This is a genomic window from Arthrobacter sp. TmtSoilC77, from assembly GCF_059739415.1.
The window spans coordinates 4,683,395-4,705,772 of sequence record NZ_AP046050.1; the positions used below are offsets into that span (position 1 = coordinate 4,683,395).

Consider the following 22,378-nt stretch of genomic DNA (forward strand, 5'->3'; position numbering starts at 1 on the left):
GTTTAGTGCGAACCAAGCACTACCCATTTGTCCGTGCGCGCCCGCAGCCCCAAAGTGACCCCGCGCGCCAGCATGTAGCCCAGCGCAAAGACGACCCACAGCCACACCAGCCCCGCCGCGCCGTCGGGCCTGGTCAGGTGGACGGCCGTCAGGAGCGGCAAGTAGACCGCAAGATTCACGACGCCGGCAATCGCCAGATAGCGCGCGTCACCGGCACCGATGAGGACGCCGTCCAGGACGAAGACGTAGCCGGCCAAAGGCTGTCCGACTGCAAGGACCCACAGGGCGACGGTCAATGCCTCACGCACACCGGCGTCAGACGTGAAGAGGTAGCCGGCCCATGGCGCGGCCACGGCAAGCAGCACGCCGGTTATCACCCCGAACCCCAGGCCCCAGCGGATCATGGTTCGCGTCAATTCCCGGACGCGGACAGCATTTCTGGCGCCCAGTTCCTTGCCGATCAGGGCCTGCGCCGCGATGGCGAGCGCATCCAAGGCAAAGGCGAGGAACGAGAAAATGGTCATGGCCAGCTGATGGGCTGCGAGGTTCACTGCGCCTTGTGCAGTGACTACCAGGACTGTGGAGAGGATGGCGAGGCGGAGGCTTAGGGTACGCAGCATCAGCCACGAACCAACCTTTGTCATGGCCCGAATGCCATGCCAGTGGGGCTTGAGCGAGACACCGTGCTGCCGGGCGTTCCGGCCAACCATCACCAGATACACGGCCGCCATGGCCCATTGCGCAATGCTTGTGCCGATGGCCGAACCAGTAACGGACAGATCCAATCCGTAGACGAGGAACCAGTTCAGCGCGATGTTCAGCGCAAATCCTGCCGTGGCAACCACCAAAGGTGTCCGGGTGTCCTGAAGGCCGCGGAGCACGCCCGTGCCTGCGAAGATGAGCAACATCGCGGCCAGCCCGGGCATCGACCAACGCAGGTAATCCACTGCGAACCCGCGAACCTCACCCGTCGCGCCCATCAGGCCAACCAGGGGTTCGGCGGCGACAAAGCCGGCGACGGCGAGAACCGCACCGAGGATCAGAGCCAACCACACGCCGTCGCGCCCTGCCGCCAAAGCCTTGCCGAGCTTGCCATCGCCAATCGCCCGGGCGACTGCCGGCGTCGTCGAATATGCCAGGAAGACCATAAGTCCAACAGCAGTGTGCATCAGCGTGGATGCCAGCCCAACGCCGGCGAGCTGATCCACGCCAAGGTGGCCCACAATGGCGGAGTCAGCGAGCAGGAACAGCGGCTCGGCTATGAGCGCGCCGAACGCGGGTACTGCCAGGCGCAGGATCTCGCGGGCATTGGAACGAGTGGTGACGGTTGTGGTTTGAGGCACTAAACAAGCCTAGTCCGCTTGGGGGCGGGTAAATTTGGGGCCGTGTCACACAAGCATCCCGTTACAGTTTCCGTCGCCCGCACCATCCTTCCGGGGTACACCCGGCAAGCAAATGCCTGGGCACACGCTGGCCAGGAACTGGCGCGCGAGTGGCCCGGATATCTGGGCTCGGGGTGGGTCCGGAGTGGGGCCGGCTCGAACGAATGGCACATGCTGTACCGGTTCGCCGATGCTGAAACCCTGCATGGATGGGAGCAGTCCGAGGAGCGGCGCTGGTGGATCGACAGCGCGCGGGAAATGATGGAGACCACGCGGGTTGAGCGGCGTACAGGCATCGAGGGCTGGTTTTCGCAGCCCGGCGATGCCTCCGTGGTTGTTCCGGAAACTGTGGTGCCACCGCGTTGGAAACAGGCGATCAGCATCTTCCTACCGTTCTTCCCTCTTAGTCTGTTGGCCAATTTCCTGCTGCACCCTTTGACGCTGGGCTGGCCGCTGGTGTTCCAGGTGCTGCTCAACATCGTCATTCTGACGCCGCTGATGACGTACATCTTCCTGCCCATCACGACGCGCCTCCTCCAGCCTTGGCTGCAGGCAAAACCTCGTGGGATGAGTCACGGAACTTCTTAATTAGTTGACTCTTCAACTTATCTCCGGGAAGGTTGAAGGCATGAACAAGTCCAGCTTGAGCACCACAGCCCTGACCGTCCTGCGCGTTATTGCAGGTTTTCTCTTCGCCGCGCACGGTTGGCAGAAGTTCAACGAATTCACCATCGCCGGCACCCAGGCCTCCTTTGCACAGATGGGCGTGCCGGGCGCTTCCGCGGTAGCCCCGGTTGTTGCAACCCTCGAGCTTGTGGGCGGCATCGCCTTGATCCTCGGGCTCCTGACCCGTGTGTTCGCGGCCCTCCTGGCCATTGACATGCTGGGAGCACTGTTCCTGGTTCACGCTCCGGCCGGCGTCTTCGTCGCCAACGGCGGATACGAGCTGGTCCTACTCTTCGCCGGCGCCGCCTTGGCCCTCGCCCTGGCTGGAGCAGGCAAGATCTCCGCCGACAACGCCCTCTTCGGCCGCCCCGCCAGCAAGCTCCGCGTCCTCGCGTAATTTGCCCCCAACCCCCCGATGTTCTCTCACATCCGAGCCTGAATTGCGGAACGCTCGCTCACTTTCGTCAAGAAAGTGAGCGAGCATCGGCGTTAAGGGGTCACGATGTGAGAGAACGTCGGCGCTTAAGGGTCAGGATGTGAGAGAACGTCTAGCCTTCGACGCCGGTCAGTTCGTTCGGGACGTGCTCAAGCTGCACGGACTTCTTCACCTTGCCTGCTTTCAAGTCCACCGCGTGAATAGTTTGCGTCGCAGGTTCGGTGACAAACGCCGTCGAGCCTTGAACGAAAAGCGTGGGGCGCGGGTCCTGCCACGTGGCGGATTCTTCCCACGCGGCGACTACAGGGATGGTCGAGGTCACTTCTCCCGAGAGCGGGTCGATGACGCGCAGGCCGCCGTCAGTTCCGAGCACCAGCGCTTCGCCGGCCGGTCCGCGGCCCAGCGAGCGGAACGAGTAGCTGGTTCCAATATCCACAAGCCGGAGGGTTGCGGTTTCAGTGTTGACCAGGGAAATGCGCGTGGGCCGTTCCAGCTCAGCGGCCTTGTCCACCTTGTAATCGCCCAGGATCACCGGCGACTTCTCCGAGCCCGCCTGGTTGCCCATGCGCCCATATGCGTCCGGGCTTGCGACCTTGGTAATGGCACCGTCTTTGTAGATCAGCATGCCGTTTTCGCAGCCCACCACCACTGCTTCTTCTGCAGCAACTGCCTCGCCGTGCACACCAGGGCAGTCTTCGTTACGCACGACTTCCTTACGGTCCTGCCCCTTGCCGGCCTCCAGGACAGCGATGCCGGTGCGGCCCTCGTCGTTGCCCAGGGTGACCAGCAGCTTGCCATCCTCCAACTCCACTGCGACGCCGTGGTGAGCCTCGGCCGTGGTGTAAACGTCCGTGGCGGGCAGCTTGCCAGCCTCCACAGCGTCGCGCAGGGCGCTGGATTCGAAGGTTTCCACCTTGCCGGAGCCGTCACTGAACAGCACAGTCTTGTCCGCGTGCCGCACGACGTGACCTGCCTTGCTCGCCTCGAACGACAGATCCGTCAGCCTGGGTTCGGCCACGTAGTGATGGCTGTGGTCGCCGTGCGGCTCGGTCCAGGCGCCGGCGTCGAAAACGCGGAACGCGTCGCCCGTGGACACCAGGACATGCCGGCCGTCACCTGCAGGATTGAGGCGGTTGAATCCGTCGAGCTCCGCTTCGCCGCCCACGGGTTCGAGCGTCTTTGCGTCTACCACGGCGATGCCGCCGTCGTACGTGTAAACGAGCCGAGGCGAGGGAGCGCCCGCTTCCTTTTCCTTCGATGTTGCTGCATGGGATTCGGTTGGCGCTTCAGCCGGGTTGGCGCCGGGGGCAGCGCACGCGGTGAGGAGAAGCGCAGAAAGCGCGACGGCGGCAAGCGGCTGGGCGCTTCTGCGGCGCCTTGTTCGGGTGGTTGGGCGTGGCGAAGTAAGGGTGGGGTGATGAGTCATGGGTTAAATGATATTGATTCTCATTTGTGTATCAAATCGCCTGGGTCGTCCGTTTCGGATTGGCCGGGCAGAAAGGTCTGGCCAGCCGGACGGCGGGCGCACGACGTGGACACGTAACAGAAACCCGCCAACAGTAAACTTCGAGCATGAGCGAGTCCCCCAGCAACTCCGTAACCCTCCGCTTCCTCGCCGCCCCCATGGATGTGGGCCACAGTGGATCCGTCGACGCCGGCACCGTCCTTGAGTGGGTGGACAAGGCTGCGTACGCGGCGGCCGTTGGTTGGGCGAAGTCCTATTGCGTCACGGCCTACGTGGGCAACATCCACTTCACAGATCCGGTGAACAGCGGCGACATGGTGGACGTGACGTCCACCATCGTCTACACCGGCCGTTCTTCCATGCACATCCACACGGTGGTCAGCTCGCGCGATCCCAAGGGTGGACCGGAGACGATGCACAGCCAGTGCATGGTGATTTTCGTGGCCGTCGGACCTGACGGCAAGCCGATTCCTGTGCCACAGTTCGAGCCCTCCACTCCGGACGAGATTGAGCAACGCGATCATGCGCTTGCCCGCATTGAAGTCCGCGAGCAGATCGTCAATGCGATGAACGCCCAGGAATATACCGACGCCGGCACCGCCGAACGCGTGACGTTGCGTTTCATGGCGTCCCCCACTGATGTGAACTGGGGTGGCAAAGTCCACGGTGGCATCGTCATGAAATGGATCGATGAGGCCGCCTACGTTTGCGCCTCCAGGTACTGCGGCCGGGATACTGTGGCGGTGTTCTCGGGCGGCGTGCGCTTCTACCGGCCGTTGCTGATCGGCCACGTAGTGGAGGTGGAAGCGCGGCTCGTGTACACCGGCGCAAAGGGAATGCACATCGCTGTCCACGTCCGCTCCGGCGATCCGAAAACCCGCGAAATGAACCTGACCACGTACTGTCTGACGGTCATGGTGGCCCGCGACGAAACCGGAACAGCCGTACCCATTCCGCCGTGGGTGCCTGTGTCCGAGGAAGATAAGAAACTGCACGCGCACGCCAGGGAATTGCTGGAGATCCGCGGCAGGGCCCCCGGAAACCGGCTGCCCGACCACTTGCTGAAGGCAGGCGGCTACCAGGAGGCATGACTTCGGCTTAGTCAGGTCCGATGGAACAAACCGCGTTGGCCGCGGGCGCGAAACACGCCCGCGGCCAACCCTCGGTCTAGGCCTTGTAACCCGTCGGCGGAGTGAGAACGCCGCGCTCGATGAGCTTCTCGATATTGGCGGCCCGTGTGGAGTCTTCCCGGGCAAGCCAGCCCTCGGCCGGGGGCGCGTCGAGGTACTGGTTCTTCGGATAGATCGGGGTGTCGTAAATGACCCGGTACTGCTCCGTGCGCAGGTCCTTGAACTGGTTGTACAGGCCGTTCGAGAGACGGGCACGGCGTAGCGCCTCGATGTCGATCGTAGTGCAGACGAACGAGTCGCCCGAGGTCCAGCCCTGCTGCTTGGTCAGGATCTGGCCGCGTGGACCGACGATCATGGACTGGCCGCCGAACAGGTCCTGCATTGACCCGTCGTCACGGACTTCGGGCCCCAGGTTCGGAGCGACGACGTACGCCGAGTTGAACATGGCGTGGGCCCGGTTCTGCAGTTCCCACATGCCGTTCTGCACGGCCGGCTCGATCAGGGTGCCCCGGATAATGATCTCGGCACCGTTCATCGCGAGCCCACGCGGCACCTCGGGGTACACACCCTCGTGGCAGATGGCGTACCCGATGTTGCCGATCTCGGTCCTGGCCACAGGGAAAATGGCGTCCATTGCATTGCCATCGCCCTTCTTTTCAATCCATTCGTCCCAGACGTCGTGCGGGTTCATGTTGCCAAGCATGCCGCCCTCGTAGGCGTCACTGGTGGCTTTGTAGCGCTTGTAGATGATGTCGCCCTGCGGATCGATGATGAAGGCGACATTGAAGTGGCGGTCCGGGAAGTCCTCGTCCTTGACCATGTACAACTCAGCAGCGATGTAGGTGTTGAGTTCCACGGCCTTTTTCGCGAGTTCGTCCGTCTCCGGACCGGGGATTGTCACGGCAAAGTGGCGCTCCTTTTCGCGGTTCCCTGGCGTGTTGGCGATCATGCCCTGGATTGCCATTTCCGGCAGGACGACCAGCTTGACCGGAGAGCCTTCCCAGGACCCGACCATGACTGCCGTGTCGATGAATTCATTGATGCGTTTGACGTTCGCTACGCCGTCGCCGGGATTTTTCACGTTGATGGTCCGCGGCGAGACTGCGACGACGACAAATGGATCGACCATTGTTTCTTTCTCTTTTCTCTTCTTTGAGTACCTGAGTTAGCGCTAACTCACGGTATTCCGGTTTAGTTAGGGATTGCAAGAACTCGGAGTGGTCCGGTTCTTAGGGGTGGACCAGAGACCATTGATGGCCCTGGTCGGGAGTTGAACCCCGGGTATGGCGGGGCAGGCGGCGCTTTGTGTTAGCGCTTGCTTCGCGGCGGTGCTGTGGTGTCGCGGAGTATGAGGCGTGGTTCCAGCAGGGGGATGTCTCCCTCGGCTTCCTCTTTGATCATGGCGAGGATACGGCTTACAGCGATATGACCGATTGCTTCGAAATCCAGCTTTACGGTCGTTAGCGCCGGGCGAAAGAAGGGTGCTTCTTTGACGTCGTCGAATCCCACCACGCTGACATCGACCGGAACGTCGCGCCCGGCCTCGTCCATGGCCTTGATTACTCCCAGCGCGAAGGGGTCGTTGGCGGCAAAGACCGCCGTGACGTCCTTCTTTGCGGCGAGTTCACGGCCGACACGGTATCCCTCGGCGGCCGACCAGTCGGAAGTTGGCAGCGGCGTCGGAACGACTCGTCCAGCAGCCCCGAGCTCCGCTGCCCATCCCTGGACCCGGGCAGATGTTGCCATCCAGCCCGGCGGGCCTTGGACGTGCCATACGGTTTCGTGTCCGAGGTCCAGCAGGTGGCGCACCACCATCCGCGCACCACGCACTTCGTCAACAGAAACGCTTGTCGGGCTCGGCTGCGATCCTTGCTGGAAGGTCACTACGGGAACACCGATGTCGAGGCCCTCAAGCACCGTGATCGCATCCAACAGGGGCGCGAGCACGATCACGCCGTCAACTGTGTCCGAATTGATGGATTCGAAGGCAGCCCTAATATCTTCCCGGCGAAGACTGGCCAACGTGACTAAACGCGTCGCATAGCCATGTTGCCGGGCTTCCTCGGAAATACCGTACAAGGCCACCGTTGGTCCGAGGACCGACAGTTCGAAGCTGACAACGCCGATTGTCATGGTCCGGTTGCTGGCGAGAGCCGCTGCCGCTGGATTGCGGCGGTACCGCAGCTGTGCGATGGCGTGCTCAACGCGTTGACGGATGTCCGGGTCCACGTTGGTCGCTCCCCTGACAACCCGTGACACCGTCTGCTGGGAGACCCCCGCGAGCCGGGCAACATCGGACATCCGGGGGGCCTTTGACCTGGAGGCAAGCCGCTCCCCGCGCCCGTTGGAGTTCCGGGCTTCTGAAGGTGCAGGGGTCGTGGACACCACTCCATTATCCCCGGTCACCCTCGACGAACCCCTGAACGCGACGCCGGGCGTTGCGCCGGCTGTCACGGGCGCCTGTACCGCAGGACTTCGGGATGCTGGTCGTACGGCCACTCGGCCCCCTCCACCATGTACTTTCGGGTTGTGTAGCTGCCGTCCATCGTTGAGGCCAGCGACGGGGGTCCGTCGAAGCCGATGACACCCCAACCGACCCGGTTCTCGTTGCCTCCGTAAACCGGGTCGCCGTAAAACCCCTGACGGGTGTTGAGCACCAGCAGCGGGAAGAACTCCAGAAAGTCCTCGTTGACCGGTTGGTTGCCCGCCGGCGCGCCGCCAAGACCAGCTTCGGAGTGCTCCAGTGAGAAAGCGTTCGGCTTCTCCGCGCCCGATAACGTCTCCAACACCGCGTCCTGGTCATCCGCCGGAAGTTCGAGGAACCCGACGTCGGCACGCTCCTTCGCCAGCCGGTCCAACTCCACAACGCCTTCACGGTAAAACTCCCGGCGCTGCTTGATGCGCTCCTGCCACGCGGCCTCGTCGCGGCCCTCCATCCGGAGGAACCCGTTCCCGTCAGCAGCCGGGAAGATGAACTGCGTTCCCGCCAGCATCCGGTCAATGAAGCGCACAACCTTGGCCTCACGCGCGCCCGGATGATGGTCAGTGGGGATGATCCGGGCCGTTGCGGCCTCGATCGTATTCCACTCGTGCTCGGTGAAAAAGACCGGCCCTTCGACGTCGCGTGTTGAGATCGGTACCGTAGCCCATTCCGCCTGTCCCATGTGAGATCTGTCCTTTCGTATCCTGTGTGGGGTGCAAATCAGTTTTCTGACCAGCCGTGGCGGTCGACCTGGAGGATGCGGTCCGAGCACCGCCAAGCGTTGGCCATGATCGTCAGGGCCGGGTTGATGCCGGTCGCGGTCGGGAAGAAGCTCGCGTCGAAAACGTAGAGGTTTGGTACCTCGTGCGAGCGGCACCAGCGGTCGACGACGGACGTCGCCGGGTCGTTGCCCATGCGGGCGGTGCCCAGTTCGTGCGAGGTATTGCCCGTGATCCGCTCCATGTTGACCGGTATGACCTTCTTCGCCCCTGCGGCCTCGAGGATTTCCCCGTTCTTGGAAACCTGCCAGCGTTCCTGGGCAAAGTCGTTGGAGTGGGGCGTGTGGGTAATGCGCGCCACGGGCAGCCCCCAGGCGTCTTTGACGTTCGGGTCAAGGTCGACGCGGTTGTCCTCAACCGGCAAATCATGCAGCAGGACCCCGATTTTCATGCTGTGGTTGAAAAAGTCGCGGTCCGCGTCCTTCGCCGCCTGGCCCCAGGTCGGCCTGCCGGGGAAGCTCCAGTTCACAGGGTGCCCGATCATCGAGGGGAAGATCAGAGACCCGAGAATATGGCCCCGGCTCTCGTCCGTTTCGTAGAAGTCGAACGAACACAGGCTCATGTAGTGGCCCGCCCACCCGTACAGCGGATCATTCACCTCACGGTCAAACAAGCCAACCGAGAAAGAGTATTGGTGGAAGGTCGCGTTCTTGCCAACCATGCCGTTGCCGTTGCCGAGGCCGTCCGGGAAGAGCCCCGACTTGGACATGAGCAGCAGCCGCGGGGTTTCGATGCCGCCGCCACAGACGATGACGGCTTTGGCGTGTTGGACGAATTCGTCGCCGTCCTCGTCCTGGTAGCGGACACCGGTGGCGCGACCGTCCTTGCCAACGAGTATCTCGCTGACGTAAGAATCTGGGCGGAGGTCGTAGCGGCCGGTCGCTATCGCGTCCGGGATAAAGCTGATCAGGGTCGATGACTTGCCGGTGCCCGGATCGGGGTACTGCTGCCAGAAGCCGTTCTCGCTGAAGGGTTGCCGCCCCCGGTAAGGTTCGGTGACCATGCCCTGCGGCATCGGGAAAGTGCCGTGGCCGAGCTTGGACATCGCGGTGGCGAAGGTCCGCCCGATCTGGCTCAGCGGTGATGGCTTGGTCGGGTAGCCCCGGCTGCGCCACGCTTCCCACTTGTTCGCCCCCGCCAGGCCCGACGTGCCGAACTCCCACTCAACGCGCGTGTAGTACGGCTCCAGTTCGTCATAGGAGATGGGCCAGTCGACCAAGCTCGCACCCGGCACGTCGCCGTGCAGGCTGCGCAGCTTGAAATCGCTCTCGGCCATGCGCGGCACCATGCCGCCCCAGTGGGTGGTACCTCCGCCGACAACCTGCGGCGTCGCCGAGAAGTTGGTGATTTCCGCCTCGACCTTGTCGTTCGGACGATAGGTCCGCGGCTTCACCTTCGGGTCCTGCCAGATGAAATTCCGGTTGAGGAACTTCAGCTCGTCTCCCGAGGCGTGCTCAGGCTTCAGCCATGGCCCCCGCTCCAGGCCCACCACCTTCAGGCCAGCCTCGGACAGCACCTTTGCCGCTGTGGCCCCGCCGGCGCCTGCGCCGACGATGACGACGTCGACAGGCTCGGGCTGCTTCTTCCTGGTCATTATTTTGGTTTCCTTTCGTAAAGTCCTGCTTCGCGCACTGGCGTTCAGACCGTCACGGCTTCAATGCCGTTGCGGCCCACGCTTGCAAGGGGCAGGAGCTTGTCCCAGAGTTCCTGGGGGATGTCGTGGTTAAGCAGGTGGAGGGTCTCCTCGACGCGGTTCGGGCGGGACATTCCAACGATGGTGGATGCCACGCGCTCGTCGCGCACGGAGAACTGCAGGGCAGCCGCTGCGAGTGGGACACCGTACTGCCCGCACAGCGCCTCCATGCGCAGGACCCTGTCGATCGTCGCCTGGTCGACAGGGGCGTAGCAGTATCGCGGGACGGCCCGCGGGCCCTTGACGAGCATGCCGCCGCCGAAGGGGGCGGCATTGACGAAGGCGACTCCGCGGCGGGCTGCGTCCTCCAGGAGCGGCTCGGCGGTCTGTTCGACGAGGGTGTAGCGGTTGTGGCTGATGACGGCGTCGAACGCGTCCGTCGCAAGATACTGCAGCTCCAGGTCAATCGGGCCTCCGGCGACGCCCAGGCTCTGGATAACGCCCTGATCCCGAAGATCTATGAGGGCTTCAAGGGGACCTCCCTTGGCCACACCCTCCTCGAACGAGATCTTTTCGGGGTCGTGCAGGTAGACGAGCTGGAGCTTATCGAGGCCCAGGCGCTCGAGGCTTTCCTCGACGGACCGGCGGACGCGGTCACCGGAGAAGTCGGTGCTGCCGGGAACGGGGTCGACCTTCGTGGCGACTACGTATCCCTCGGGGATGCCGCCCCGCTCGGCGATCGCCCGGCCAATCCGTTCTTCACTGGCACCCCCGCCGTACTCATTTGAGGTATCGATGAAAGTGAAGGGCCCGTCAAAGACGCGGTGAATCGTGGCGACGGCGGTGCCTTCATCGACTTCGTAACCGTACTGGGCGGGAAAGCTGCCCAGCGCGCTCGTGCCGACACAGATATCGGAGACAGTCAGGCCGGTGCGGCCCAGGGGACGAATGGACATGATTCCTGCTTTCTGGAGCTGAATGGGTTGACGGTTTGGGTTTTAAGCAACCCGGGGGCGCCGGAAATGTTTGGCGAAGAATCCGGAAATCCTCTGGACGCCGCCCGCGCTGGAGAGGAAGACGGCGAGGATGATCACTGCGCCTTTTATGAGCAGCTGCGGTTCGGAGGAGATTCCGACGAGGTTCATGATGTTGATGATGGTCGTCAGGATGAATACGCCGATCACTGCGTTTAGGGGGTCGCCCTTGCCGCCCATCAGGGAGGCGCCGCCCACGACGACGGCTGCTATCGCGTCGAGTTCGTAGCCTACGCCGATGAGTGAGCTGCCTTGCCGTAGCTGGGCCGCCGCGACAAGTCCGGCCAAGCCGGCAAGAACACCGGAGATGGTGTAGGTGATGATCAGGTTCCGCGCGACCGGCAGGCCCGAAAGCCGCGAGGCTTCAGGATTGCCGCCAATCGCGTAGAGGGAGCGGCCGAACGTCGTGTATTTGGCCACAAGCGCCGCCACCACTGCCACGATGATGAAGATCAGGACCGGGTTGCGGATACCGAGGAAGCTGCCGCGGGAGAAGGCCTGAATGAGTCCCTGGTCGCGGATCTCGATCAAGCTTGTCGACTGGATGATGTAGCTGAAGCCCTTGACGGCGCTCATCATGGCAAGCGTTGCGATGAACGGCGGAATGTTCAGCCAAACGACGAGGACGCCGTTGATCAGTCCTGCGACAGCGCAAGAGGCCAGTACGAACACGACGGACGCGCCAGCGGGCATTCCGGCCTGCAAGGTGAGTGCGGTAAGGACTGTGGACATGGCCAGGATCGACCCCACAGACAGGTCAATGCCGCCTGTCAGGATAACGAAGTATTGTCCGATGGCCAGCACGACGACGATCGATGCGGCCGTGATCACGTTTTCGGCATTGCGGAACGTCAGGAAGTCATCGGAAACGTAGTAGCCCACCGCGATGATCGCGAGGAGGACCAGGATCAGATAACTCTTGGGCAGGGCGCGCAGGGCGCTGCCCCGCAGCCGCGAGGTGATGCTTGAGGATTGGGACGTGGTGTCACTGCGCTGGGGCAGGGGCGACAGGGTCCGGGACATGGTTGTTCTCCTGTGTAGAAAGTCTGATGGATAGCGCCGTCAGGCGAAGCGTTCGAGAATGGCGTTGCCGGAGGGGTCGATGTCATCGTGTGCGAGTTCTGCGACGACCCGGCCGCGGGCCATGACGAGGACGCGGTCGCACATCATCGCCTCGGTGATCTCCGAGCTCGCCACTACGACGGTTCCTCCGGCCTGCGCGAACTCGCGGATGAGTTCGTACATGTCCTCTTTCGCGCCGACGTCTACTCCGCGGGTTGGTTCGTCGCACACGAGGATGCGTGACTGGCGGACAAGCCAGCGGGCAAGGATGGCCTTCTGCTGGGTTCCGCCACTCAGCGTCTTGAGCGGCTGGTTCACCCCGGAGACCTTCATGCCGAGTCGTGCCACCATCTCGCTGGCCACGCCGCGCTCCCGCCGGGACTGGATGACGCTCAGCCGGCTGAACTGCGGAAGGCTGGCCAAGGTGATGTTGCCGGCGACGCCCATGTCCGGGATGAAGCCTGCGGCTTTCCGGTCCTGCGGCAGCAGCCCGATCCCTCGGCGGATCGCATCGCGCGGGGCACGGAAGTCCACTGCTTTCCCGTCGACGCGGATCTCGCCTGAGGTCCGGCGCCGCGCACCCGCGATGAGGCCAGCAAGTTCTGACTGGCCACTGCCGTTGAGCCCGGAAATGCCGAGGACCTCGCCTTCATGCAGTTCGAACGACACCTTGTCCACGTACCCCTCTTCGGAGAGGTCGCGGGCGGAGAGGATGACGCTCTCCCGGGGGCCTGCACCGAGGCTGGGTGAGCGTTCCCCGCGCAGGGCCGCCTCGGCAATGGAGCCTTCAAGGCTCTTGCCGACCATTGCCGTGACGACATCGGCGGGCTTGGAGTCTGCCGTCTTCAAATCCGCGGCGTTCACGCCATCGCGCAGCACAGTCACGGCGTCGCAGAGCGAGAAGAGCTCGTCCATGCGGTGCGAGATATACAGCAGCGTCACACCCTGCTCGGACAGGGACCTCAGGACCGTGAAGAGCCGTTCGACGTCGGGCATCGGCAACGTGGACGTGGGCTCGTCCAGCAGCAGCACCCGGGCGTCCTTGTGCAAGGCCTTGGCCAACTCCACGGCCTGCTGCTCCGCGGTGGAGTAACTTGCTACCGGGCGGCGAACGTCCAGGTCGAAACCCACCCGGTCCAGGGCGGCCCGCGCCTGGGCCTGCATCCGCTGCCAGTCCACGGCCGCGCCGCTGCGCAGTGGCAGCTGGCCCAGGAAGATGTTCTCGGCCACGGACAGGGAAGGAACGAGCGAGAGTTCCTGGTAGATGGTGTGAATCCCGGCCTGCTGGGCATCCATTGGATCCCGGAAGCGCTGGAGCTCGCCACCAAGGCGAATGCTCCCCGAGTCCGGGGATTCGGCGCCGGAAAGGATCTTGACGAGCGTGGACTTGCCGGCCCCGTTTTGTCCGGCCAACGCGTGGATCGATCCTCGGCCGACGCTGAAGCTGACACCCTTCAGCGCCTTCACGCCGGGGTAGGACTTGGTGATGCCCTCAAGTTCGAGCTCTGGGGCACTGGAATGGGATTTCCCCACGGTCCCGGTGGCTGATGCCACCGGTGCCTGGTTGTTGGCGGACATAGATGTTCCTTATCTAGGACGTTCGGGGCCGGGAGGGTTCGGCGCAAGATTGCTGTCCGGGCCGGCAGGTTCTTAATCTTTGGCGCGGACGTACGTGTCACCGGGGACGTAGTATTTGGCCGCGTCAGCGGGCGTCACCACGGTCGTATCGATGTACTTGGTCTTGCCGGGGCACTGGGCCTGGTCACCCTGGACGGCGGCAACTGCCATGCGCACGGCTGCGGCTCCCTGGTCCCAAGGCTGGTTGGATGCATCCGCCTGGAGCGGTCCCTTCGGGTTGTCCACCATCTCCTTGATGGCGCCCATGCCCCCGTCGTAGCTGGCCATGATGATCCCGTCACCCCACAGGCCGGCCTGCTGCAGGCCCTGGACGATGCCGCCGTGCATGACATCGCTCATGCTGTAGACGACCTTGAGGTCGGGGTTGGCGGTGGCGACGTCACGTATTGGGGCCAGGGCCTTGTCCGGTTTCCACTCACCGTACTTGGTGTCAAGCTTGACGGTGGTGACACCGGGGTGCTTCTCCATAATGCGGTTCCATCCGGCCATGAAACCGTTGAACCGAAGGTCGCTCAGCACATCTCCGGGGAAGCCGCCGATACCGACGAGCTTAATCTCGCCCTTCTCTCCGTACTTCTCCAGCGCGCGCTGTGCAGCTACCTCACCGGCGAGCGAGCCGGTGTGCTCCTGATCCTCGGCAACGTAGCAGAACATGTCCGGAACCAAGGACTTGTCCACGCTCGAGTTGACCGTCACAACGGGTATGCCCGCGTCCTTCAAGGCCTGAATCGAGGGACCAACGCCAAGCGGATCATTTGGGTTCATAACGACCACGTCCACACCCTTGGTGATCAGGGTCTGCACGTCGGCGTTCTGCCGGACTGTGTCACCGTTGGCGTCCAGCAGCTCCACACGCGCGCCGACCTTGCCGGCCTCGGCCTGGCCGCCCTCAACAAGAGTCTTCCACCAGTCACTGCCGCTGATGCCGCGCTGGCTCCAGCCGATGACCAGCCCCTTGCCGCTTGCCTTCTCCCCCGCGTCGTCCGCGGCAGCGCCGCCCTTACAGCCAGCCAGCCCAAGCATGGAGACCGTCAGGACAGAAGCACACAGTGCCGCTCTGCCAAGTCTCTTGTTTCGACGAATTCCAGTTGTAGTTCTCTGCATGAACAACACTCCCTTGTGTTCGTGATCACCCCAACTTTGGGGCACGAGAGTCACGTTACAGTCTGAGTTAGCGCACTATCAAGAGGCTGGAGGAAAATTTAATGAAGCTGGCGTTTTCCGAATAAGTCCTGCAAAATAAAGGGAAAGTCAGAGGTATCAAATGATCAGGTCAGTGATAAGGATCCTGATTTATCGCTAACTCGGAAGTATCTTTCTTCCCGCGGACGCATCGAAGCGGCCCGCGGCCAACCAGGTAGGACAGATGTGCTGGGACCTTGACGAGAACCCGCCCCCGGACCAACGGGAACAGTTGCGGCATCCTGATTTGGGGCCAGGCGATCGGCTCCACGCGGGCGCGGGACCGAAGACCACCTTCGCCAAACCTGCCGCAACCGTCATTGATCGTGTATCGATGGTGGATGTTGCCGTACGGGCCGGAGTCTCGACGCAGACCGTGTCCCGGGTGGCGAACGGGAGCCGCGATGTGCACGATGACACCAGGCGGCGCGTCACTGCTGCGATGAATGAATTGGGATATCGGCCCAACAGTGCGGCACGGGCGCTGAGGCGCGGAAGTTTCCGGACCATCGGCGTGATCACGTTCTCGCTGTCGTCCTTGGGGACCATGCGTACGCTTGAGGCAATCGCGCTGCACGCAGCCCGGCAGGACTTCGCCATCACACTGATCCCCGTCACCGCCCCCACCCAAGCCGGTATCCAGGGTGCGTTCTCACGCATCGGCGAACTCGCCGTCGATGCGGTGATTGCCATCATGGAGGTCCACCTCCTCGAGGCAGCGACAGCGACTCTGCCCCCGGGAGTGAGGGTCGTCGTCGTCGATCCCGACGCCGGGGAGCAGTACAGCGTGGTGGACACCGACCAGGCCGGCGGCGCCCGCAAGGCCGTCAAACACCTCCTGGACCTCGGCCACGAAACCGTCTGGCACGTCGCCGGCCCCGAAGAGTCCTTGGCCGGCGAACGCCGCGCCGCCGCCTGGCACACGGCGCTCACCGACGCCGGCAGGCCTGTCCCGCCGCTGATCCGCGGCGACTGGTCGGCGGACTCGGGCTACGCTGCGGGCCTGCGGCTTGCCGACGAGCCCGGCTGCACCGCCGTCTTCGCCGCGAACGACCACATGGCCCTCGGCATGCTCCGGGCCTTCCGTGAAAAGGGGAAATCAGTTCCAGGAGACATCAGCCTGGTCGGCTTCGACGACGTCCCCGAAGCTTCCTCCTTCACTCCCCCGCTCACCACGGTCCACCAGAACTTCGCCGACGTCGGCAACCAGTGCGTTGACAACGTCCTACAGCAGATCCGCACCAAGACCACCAAACGCGGCGTCACCCTCGTCCCCACCCAGCTCGTTGTCCGCCAAAGCACCGCTGCGCCCCCAAAAGCAGCGCCCCAGGTTCAGAATTAATGAAGCGACGCGACACATCCACCGGAGGGCCCCATCATCGAACAGGAGACATGAAACCCGTTACCACGTAGTGGGCTTCCCGTGCTTATCCAGCTCCTGAATCTTATGGTTTCTGAGCCGGGTAAGCAGCCAGCTTTCCGCCTTCCCTATCCGGCGTCCCCTCAAAGACAACAGGTCCACCGATACGAGCCAATCCGTATAGGGGTAAGCCTCCAGTTGTAGCTCGATCAGTTGGCCGCCGTTTATCTGGTCCACGATCAGCTGCCGTGGCAAAGTTGCCCACCCCAAGCCCGCCGATGCCATCGAAATGAGAGCCTCATAGTTATCGGCACGCCACACCTGTGCGGACTGCAGGTATTCAGTGGTCGGCAAGCTGGCAGCATGCGCGGTGTAAACAATGTGCCTGTGCGCGCGTAAGTCGTCAAAGCTCACAGTGGTCTTCGCCGCCAACGCATGCCGGGCATGGGCGACGTGGGTGAGGATCAGTTTCCCGAGTTGATGAAACTGAATTTCCCGGGGATACCGGGGCTGGGCAAAAGCAATCCCCAGGGCGGCCTCACCGCGTTGGACCAAGCCGGCGACGTCACCGTGTTCAGGATTTCGGATAACAAGGTCCGTGTGGGGAAAGTTCTCGGCGAATTCCACCAGAACGGCCACCAGGTTCTGGTACGGGATGCCTGCCGCAATGGTGAGGCTCGCCGGGTCGCCTTCCGACATGGCATCCGCGTGGCTTTCCAGTGCTTGGCATCGATCGTAAACAATTAATGCCTCGACCAGCATCGTTTCGCCGGCTGGGGTCAGGGTGGGAATACGTGTCGTCCGATCAAACAACTCCAGCCCAAGAGCTATCTCCAGGTTGGCCACGGCAGCACTGATGGTGGACTGGCTGCGCCCTAATGCTCTGGCCGCAGCGGAGAAGGAACCCCACTTGCAGCTCATCACGAAAGCCTCGACCTGCTCCAACGAGTACCGCATCATCACTCACCTATCGTCTGTTCCGATAGTAAATCACTTCTTCTTCAGCGTTTGGCTGCATATCGTTGCATGAACCCGGGCATAAAGACCCGTCGGAACCACGAAAGACCTCACCGCCAATGTCTCTGGCGCCGTTGAGGTGAAAGGACCAGCATGAACAACGACCTCGAATATCTCCGCCGCGCCATCATCGTTTCCCGGAACGCCCGGGACAACGGCAACCACCCCTTCGGCGCAATTCTCGTAAACGCCAACGGCAACATCGTCCTGGAAGCTGAGAACACCGTGACAACCGAGAACGACGTCACAAACCACGCCGAAACCAACCTGGTGCGTTTGGCATCCCGGTCCATCCCCCACAATGAGCTTCCCAGCCACACCCTGTACACATCCTGTGAGCCCTGCGCCATGTGTGCGGGCGCGATCTACTGGGCCGGCATCGGCCGGGTAGTTTACGGCCTGGCAGAAACCGGTTTGCTGGCGATAACCGGCAGTCATCCGGAAAACCCCACTCTGTCTCACCCCTGCAGGCTTGTATTCGCCGATGGAGGCCGCCCCACCGAGGTCTCGGGCCCGCACATCGAAGAAGAAGCCGCGAAACCACATGCCGGCTTCTGGAACTAGAGGAACGAGGCACCATTTCCCTCAGAGCCGTGCAAGGATGGCCCTGGCCAAGCAATGAGGCGCCTGTCTGGGGCCGAAACAGACCCTAACTCCGGAGCGGGCTGTCGAGCTGCTCCAGCGGGACGTCAGTAGTGATTCAAAAGTCGTCCTTGCCCCCGACTTCCGGATCACCAGGGAGACGGCCCACAGTATCTGCGCCAAGCGCGGACGTTAGGAACCCTCTGCGCTGCCGAGTAAATCCTCTTGGCCCAGCCGAGGGACGTCTACTCGTCCTATTTGGGGGCCGATAACCGACGTTCCGTCCAGCCTGGGAATGAACTACGACCGCGGGCTCCTGCGGCAGAAGCTCACGACTGCGTCCTCTGCGGACTCACGGACGAGCGTGCATTGCGGTCTGCATGGACGAGCCATCGGGGCCGTCCATCGATCAAGTACTCACGTCTGCTTTGCCTGGCGCAGGTACTGGTAAACAGTTTCCCGGCTGATGCCGTAATCGTTGGCCAGGACAGATTTTGGTATTCCGCTGTCCGCCCTTAGCACGAGCTCGGCGGCGCGTTCGGGGCTAAGGCTCCTTTTGCGTCCGTGGTAGGCGCCGCGTTGCTTGGCGAGGGCGATGCCTTCTCGTTGGCGTTCCTTGATGAGGGAGCGTTCGAACTCGGCGAAGGCACCCATGACCGAGAGCATGAGGTTGGCCATGGGGGAGTCCTCCCCGGTGAAGAGGAGGTGTTCCTTGACGAACTGCACGCGTACTCCTTTGCGGGTGAGGCCCTGGACCAAGGAGCGCAGATCGTCCAGGTTGCGGGCGAGCCGGTCCATGCTGTGCACGACCACGGTGTCGCCTTCGCGGGCAAACCGCAGAAGTTCAGCAAGCTGCGGCCTTGCCGTGTCCCGGCCGGAGGCTTTATCCGTGAAGACGCGATCCAGGACTTCGCCATCGAGTTGGCGTTTCTCGTTTTGGTCGAGAGTGCTCACTCGCACGTATCCGATTCGTTGACCATTCACCGGAATCCTCCCGCCGCCGTCCCTTTGAGTTTGAGAGTCCTTGGCAAGCAGCGTCAAGACATTCATGTCCCAACGGCGTCAGAGTGGACAGGCTTCAACGAAGCACCGGGTTCCCGGCCGGCGCTCGAATAGTTCCGGGTTCCAATCGCTTCGGCCAATTGTCCAAAGAACTTTGGACAATTGGGCGGCCAGGCAGGCGTTTTATGCCTTGGCGTTGCCGTCGTTCGGGCCGGCTTCCTTTGCGCAGCGGGTTGCTGCGCAAATGGCTGAAATCCTTGCCGTACGGCGTAAACAGCAAGGGCGATCGCGGGGCAGAGGGCCTGAGGTAGACTCTCAAAAATAAAAGTTAGTTGAAGCTTCAAGCATTAACACGACATAACGTCGGTTATCGGCGTTCAAACAACGGGAGTAGAAGCAGCTGCGAGAACTCCCGCCCCATGACGAATCCAGCGTTTCCGCAGGTCAGCCGGGCTTTGCCCGGCGCGCGCATTCCTCACGCCAACGACTGAATTTGCCCTCGGATCGCTTATGGCTATAGGTTTCCTGCATCTAATGCATGTTTCCATGGTTTAGGGGTCGTGGTGGGTAATGCCGTTCCGGGTTTCGTCCCGCGGATGCTGGTGGATCCGGACATTGGGCTGTTCCGGGCTGATGAACGGGTTTTCACTGCCATGCTCGATGGCTGGCGCGCGCAGATGCTGGCACGTGGCCTCACGACTCAGACCATCAAGCAGCGCGGCCAGCTGCTGGAGCGTTTTCAACGCTTCACGGGTGAATTCCCATGGCAATGGCGCCACGCCGACATCGATGACTTCCTGGCCGATCTGCGCTCGGGCGAGAAACCGATCAGCCTGAAAACGTTGCGCTCGTACAGCAACGCCGTGGCGATGTTCTGCTCTTATCTGACGCATCCTGGCTATGGCTGGGGCGAGTTCTGCGAACGGACTTTCGGCGATATTCCGAGCCAGATCTGCTTCGAGTGGAATATGCCAAGGCACACCACCGATGATGCCGTCCCGGCGAAGAAGCGGTCGTTCACCAAGGCGGAACTGCAGCGACTATTCGACTACATCGATGACCTTGTCGACCGGGAATACGCCGCTGGCAGCAAACGATGGCTGCCCCTTTTCCGCGACTCTGTGGCGTTCAAGGTCTGCTATGCCTATGGGCTTCGCCGACGTGAGATGACCATGCTGGACCTGGAAGACTTCGGCCCGAACCCGCACGTCAGTGACTACGGCCGGTTCGGAGCAGTTCAGGTACGGTTCGCCAAGGGAACGGCAGGCTCAGGACCCAGACGGCGCACCGTGCTGACCGTTCCGGAGTTCGACTGGGTCGTGGACCAGCTCAAGACCTGGACATCCGGAGGGCTGCGGCAGCAGTTTCCGACAGCTGAACGGTCCTCGGCTCTTTGGCCGAGCGAGCGGGGTGCCCGGATGTCCCTGGGCTCTTTCGGGGATGCGTTCGCCGCTGCCCGGGATGCCGTCGGCTTGCCCCAGGAGCTGGGTCTGCATTGCCTCAGGCATTCCTACGTGACCCACCTGATCGAAGCCGGCTATGACGCGGCCTTCGTGCAGACTCAGGTTGGCCACTCCTACGCCTCGACCACCGGGCTCTACACGTCGGTATCGTCGGACTTCAAGCAGAAATCCGTGCAGCAGATGATTGCACGCCGCATCGCGAACTTGGAGGACCCAGATGCCTGAACAGCGCCGGATTGGCTACCGCTGGAACTTGCGAGCCCTGATGGCAAAGCAGAACCTGTGGAAGACCACCGAACTGATGCCGCTCCTGAAATCTCGTGGTATCAACCTTTCCGAAAGTCAGGTCTACAGGCTGGTCACATCGACTCCGGAGCGCATTCCGGCCAAGACATTCGCGGCGCTCTGCGACATCCTGGACTGCACACCCAACGACCTGTTCGAACCATTCGTGGAGATGCGCGCCGCGGCGACAGCCAATGCCCCGAAGCGCAGTGAAGACCTCGGCATCCAACCAGGCAACCCCATCGCACGACGTGTCCGCCTCGTCGCTTCTGAGGACGGTGAGTAGGCCACGCAAAGCAGAGGACCCGATCCGCTGGCCGGTTCCCTGCAGTCGCTGCGGTCAGCACCATCAAACCGTCGCGCGCTGGCCAGACGGCGGCGTTTGCGGCTACTGCTATCAGCAGGCAAAGCGCACCCGTGGAGTCTGCGCCTGCGGCCATGAAGGTGTTCTTCCGGGAATTATCGATGAGGAGCCGGCATGCCGCAGCTGCTCGGGCGTTCGGCTCAACGTTGACTGTGTGGGCTGCGGCGCCGAAGACGAACTTTACAGTGGTGGACGCTGCTGGACCTGCGTCCTCGGCGACATCGTAGACGACCTGCTTACAGACCCAGCTACGGGAGTCATGGCCACGGAACTGATCCCGCTGGCGGCGGCACTGAAGTCAATGAAACGGGCCAACAGCGGCATGACCTGGATCCGGCAAAAGCACGTCACGGCCTTCCTTCGTAACCTCGCTACCGCACCCAAAATCAGTCACGACACCTTCGATGAACTGCCCGACTCCCGCACCCGCGAGTACGTCCGAGGGCTCCTCATCGAGCACGGGGTGCTCCCCCAGCGAAATGCGTTCCTGATTCGCTACGAAAGCTGGGCCACCCAAGCCATGGAACGCGTCAGCGACCCACAGAACCTTGACGTGATCCGCCGCTACATCCGATGGCATCACCAGCGACGCATGAACCTCATGGACGAAGTCTCCCGCGGCACTTTCCTGCGCGCCAAACAGGAAGTCACCGTCGCCATCGACCTCCTGAACTGGCTCACCGGTCATGACATCAAACTGCCGGAACTGCAGCAGTCCCACCTTGATGTATGGCAATCCGAGGGGCCCACGACGAGACGCATCGCTGAGCGCTTCCTCAAATGGGCCATCAAAACCAAGGCCGCCCCAGCGGGGCTCACCATCGTCCCGCACCGCCGCGGCACCAGCCCAAGACTCCCCAAGATCGGGCAAGACAAAGCGCTCCAACAAATCATCCACACCAACGGACCGGAGACCCGTGACCGGGCCGCCGCGATCCTCATCCTCGTCTTCGGACAACAAGCCGAAAACATCGCCCGGCTGACCTGGGACGACGTCACAGTCACTGAAGACTTAGTCACCATCCAACTCGGAACCACCAAAATTGCGCTGCCGGACCCGTTAGCCCAGCCATGGCGGGAGCTCGCCGCAAACCCAGGCCACGAACTGACCGCAGCACACCCCAACACCAAGTGGGTATTCCGCGGAACATCACCCGGACGCCACATCCACCCAGGGCACCTCACAACCCGACTCAGCAAGCTCTTCAACACCCGCGCCGCGCGACTCGGAACACTCCACGAACTCACCAAACTCGCACCCGTGGCCATCATCGCCGAAACCCTCGGCTACTCCCCGACTACCATCGAACGCCACGCCACCGACTCGGCATCCGCCTATGCCCGGTACATCGCAGCAGTAAACGAGTCCGTCCTGCACGAAAGCCCGAGAAACTAGAACGGCTCCGTCTCGCTTGC

At 62.6% G+C, this 22,378-nt stretch carries 20 protein-coding genes; 8 read left to right on the plus strand and 12 right to left on the minus strand.

Annotation, left to right across the window (positions count from 1 at the left end; all coding sequences use genetic code 11):
• Window positions 1–2: 2 nt before the first annotated feature.
• Window positions 3–1,343 (minus strand): MATE family efflux transporter, encoded by a 1,341-nt coding sequence (locus AC6I99_RS21710; protein ID WP_497961845.1) that lies wholly within the window; start codon window positions 1,341–1,343, stop codon window positions 3–5.
• Between the two features lie 42 nt (window positions 1,344–1,385).
• Here AC6I99_RS21710 and AC6I99_RS21715 point away from each other — a divergent pair, with 42 nt between their 5' ends.
• Both AC6I99_RS21715 and AC6I99_RS21720 read left to right on the plus strand, forming a co-directional pair.
• Entirely contained in the window at window positions 1,386–1,970 is a 585-nt protein-coding gene (locus AC6I99_RS21715) for an antibiotic biosynthesis monooxygenase (RefSeq protein WP_497961847.1), read from the plus strand.
• A gap of 40 nt (window positions 1,971–2,010) precedes the next feature.
• On the plus strand, window positions 2,011–2,445 hold the full coding sequence (locus tag AC6I99_RS21720) for a DoxX family protein (protein ID WP_497961849.1): 435 nt from the start codon (window positions 2,011–2,013) through the stop codon (window positions 2,443–2,445).
• Between the two features lie 151 nt (window positions 2,446–2,596).
• Here AC6I99_RS21720 and aztD read toward each other — a convergent pair whose 3' ends face one another.
• Window positions 2,597–3,910, minus strand: a complete 1,314-nt coding sequence (gene aztD / locus AC6I99_RS21725) for a zinc metallochaperone AztD (RefSeq protein ID WP_497961851.1) — start codon at window positions 3,908–3,910, stop codon at window positions 2,597–2,599.
• A 146-nt stretch (window positions 3,911–4,056) separates the two neighbouring features.
• Here aztD and AC6I99_RS21730 point away from each other — a divergent pair, with 146 nt between their 5' ends.
• Window positions 4,057–5,040, plus strand: a complete 984-nt coding sequence (locus AC6I99_RS21730; protein WP_497961852.1) for an acyl-CoA thioesterase — start codon at window positions 4,057–4,059, stop codon at window positions 5,038–5,040.
• A gap of 76 nt (window positions 5,041–5,116) precedes the next feature.
• Here AC6I99_RS21730 and AC6I99_RS21735 read toward each other — a convergent pair whose 3' ends face one another.
• From AC6I99_RS21735 to AC6I99_RS21770, 8 genes are all read right to left on the minus strand, one after another.
• A complete protein-coding gene (locus AC6I99_RS21735; RefSeq protein ID WP_309928359.1) occupies window positions 5,117–6,208 on the minus strand; it encodes a nitrilase-related carbon-nitrogen hydrolase in 1,092 nt (363 codons plus the stop codon).
• Between the two features lie 179 nt (window positions 6,209–6,387).
• The gene (locus AC6I99_RS21740; protein ID WP_497944000.1) at window positions 6,388–7,380 is read right to left on the minus strand and encodes a LacI family DNA-binding transcriptional regulator; all 993 of its coding nucleotides are present in this window, start codon (window positions 7,378–7,380) and stop codon (window positions 6,388–6,390) included.
• A gap of 149 nt (window positions 7,381–7,529) precedes the next feature.
• Window positions 7,530–8,243 carry a gluconate 2-dehydrogenase subunit 3 family protein gene (locus tag AC6I99_RS21745; RefSeq protein WP_224165859.1) on the minus strand — a complete coding sequence of 238 codons (714 nt, stop codon included), beginning with the start codon at window positions 8,241–8,243 and terminating at the stop codon, window positions 7,530–7,532.
• Between the two features lie 38 nt (window positions 8,244–8,281).
• On the minus strand, window positions 8,282–9,934 hold the full coding sequence (locus tag AC6I99_RS21750; protein ID WP_224165860.1) for a GMC family oxidoreductase: 1,653 nt from the start codon (window positions 9,932–9,934) through the stop codon (window positions 8,282–8,284).
• A gap of 44 nt (window positions 9,935–9,978) precedes the next feature.
• On the minus strand, window positions 9,979–10,929 hold the full coding sequence (locus AC6I99_RS21755) for an aldo/keto reductase (protein WP_497961854.1): 951 nt from the start codon (window positions 10,927–10,929) through the stop codon (window positions 9,979–9,981).
• A gap of 42 nt (window positions 10,930–10,971) precedes the next feature.
• Entirely contained in the window at window positions 10,972–12,030 is a 1,059-nt protein-coding gene (locus AC6I99_RS21760) for an ABC transporter permease (RefSeq protein ID WP_224092726.1), read from the minus strand.
• 39 nt (window positions 12,031–12,069) lie between these two features.
• The gene (locus AC6I99_RS21765) at window positions 12,070–13,647 is read right to left on the minus strand and encodes a sugar ABC transporter ATP-binding protein (RefSeq protein WP_497961856.1); all 1,578 of its coding nucleotides are present in this window, start codon (window positions 13,645–13,647) and stop codon (window positions 12,070–12,072) included.
• A 72-nt stretch (window positions 13,648–13,719) separates the two neighbouring features.
• Window positions 13,720–14,811 (minus strand): sugar ABC transporter substrate-binding protein, encoded by a 1,092-nt coding sequence (locus AC6I99_RS21770; protein WP_497961858.1) that lies wholly within the window; start codon window positions 14,809–14,811, stop codon window positions 13,720–13,722.
• Between the two features lie 262 nt (window positions 14,812–15,073).
• Between AC6I99_RS21770 and AC6I99_RS21775 the strand changes: the two genes are divergently transcribed.
• Window positions 15,074–16,231 (plus strand): LacI family DNA-binding transcriptional regulator, encoded by a 1,158-nt coding sequence (locus tag AC6I99_RS21775; RefSeq protein WP_497961859.1) that lies wholly within the window; start codon window positions 15,074–15,076, stop codon window positions 16,229–16,231.
• A gap of 60 nt (window positions 16,232–16,291) precedes the next feature.
• On the opposite strand, the gene AC6I99_RS21780 is transcribed toward AC6I99_RS21775, so the two are convergent.
• Complete coding sequence (locus tag AC6I99_RS21780; RefSeq protein WP_309928365.1) at window positions 16,292–17,209, minus strand: LysR family transcriptional regulator; 918 nt, start codon at window positions 17,207–17,209, stop codon at window positions 16,292–16,294.
• Window positions 17,210–17,359: 150 nt separating this feature from the next.
• Between AC6I99_RS21780 and AC6I99_RS21785 the strand changes: the two genes are divergently transcribed.
• Window positions 17,360–17,830, plus strand: a complete 471-nt coding sequence (locus AC6I99_RS21785; RefSeq protein ID WP_224165865.1) for a nucleoside deaminase — start codon at window positions 17,360–17,362, stop codon at window positions 17,828–17,830.
• 435 nt (window positions 17,831–18,265) lie between these two features.
• On the opposite strand, the gene AC6I99_RS21790 is transcribed toward AC6I99_RS21785, so the two are convergent.
• Entirely contained in the window at window positions 18,266–18,832 is a 567-nt protein-coding gene (locus tag AC6I99_RS21790) for a recombinase family protein (RefSeq protein WP_224093937.1), read from the minus strand.
• Window positions 18,833–19,413: 581 nt separating this feature from the next.
• Between AC6I99_RS21790 and AC6I99_RS21795 the strand changes: the two genes are divergently transcribed.
• From AC6I99_RS21795 to AC6I99_RS21805, 3 genes are all read left to right on the plus strand, one after another.
• Window positions 19,414–20,538 (plus strand): tyrosine-type recombinase/integrase, encoded by a 1,125-nt coding sequence (locus tag AC6I99_RS21795; RefSeq protein ID WP_497943998.1) that lies wholly within the window; start codon window positions 19,414–19,416, stop codon window positions 20,536–20,538.
• The gene (locus tag AC6I99_RS21800; protein ID WP_224092706.1) at window positions 20,531–20,884 is read left to right on the plus strand and encodes a helix-turn-helix domain-containing protein; all 354 of its coding nucleotides are present in this window, start codon (window positions 20,531–20,533) and stop codon (window positions 20,882–20,884) included. Before AC6I99_RS21795 ends, AC6I99_RS21800 begins: the two co-directional genes overlap by 8 nt.
• A gap of 337 nt (window positions 20,885–21,221) precedes the next feature.
• Entirely contained in the window at window positions 21,222–22,358 is a 1,137-nt protein-coding gene (locus AC6I99_RS21805; protein ID WP_224164432.1) for a Fis family transcriptional regulator, read from the plus strand.
• The last annotated feature ends 20 nt before the right edge of the window (window positions 22,359–22,378 follow it).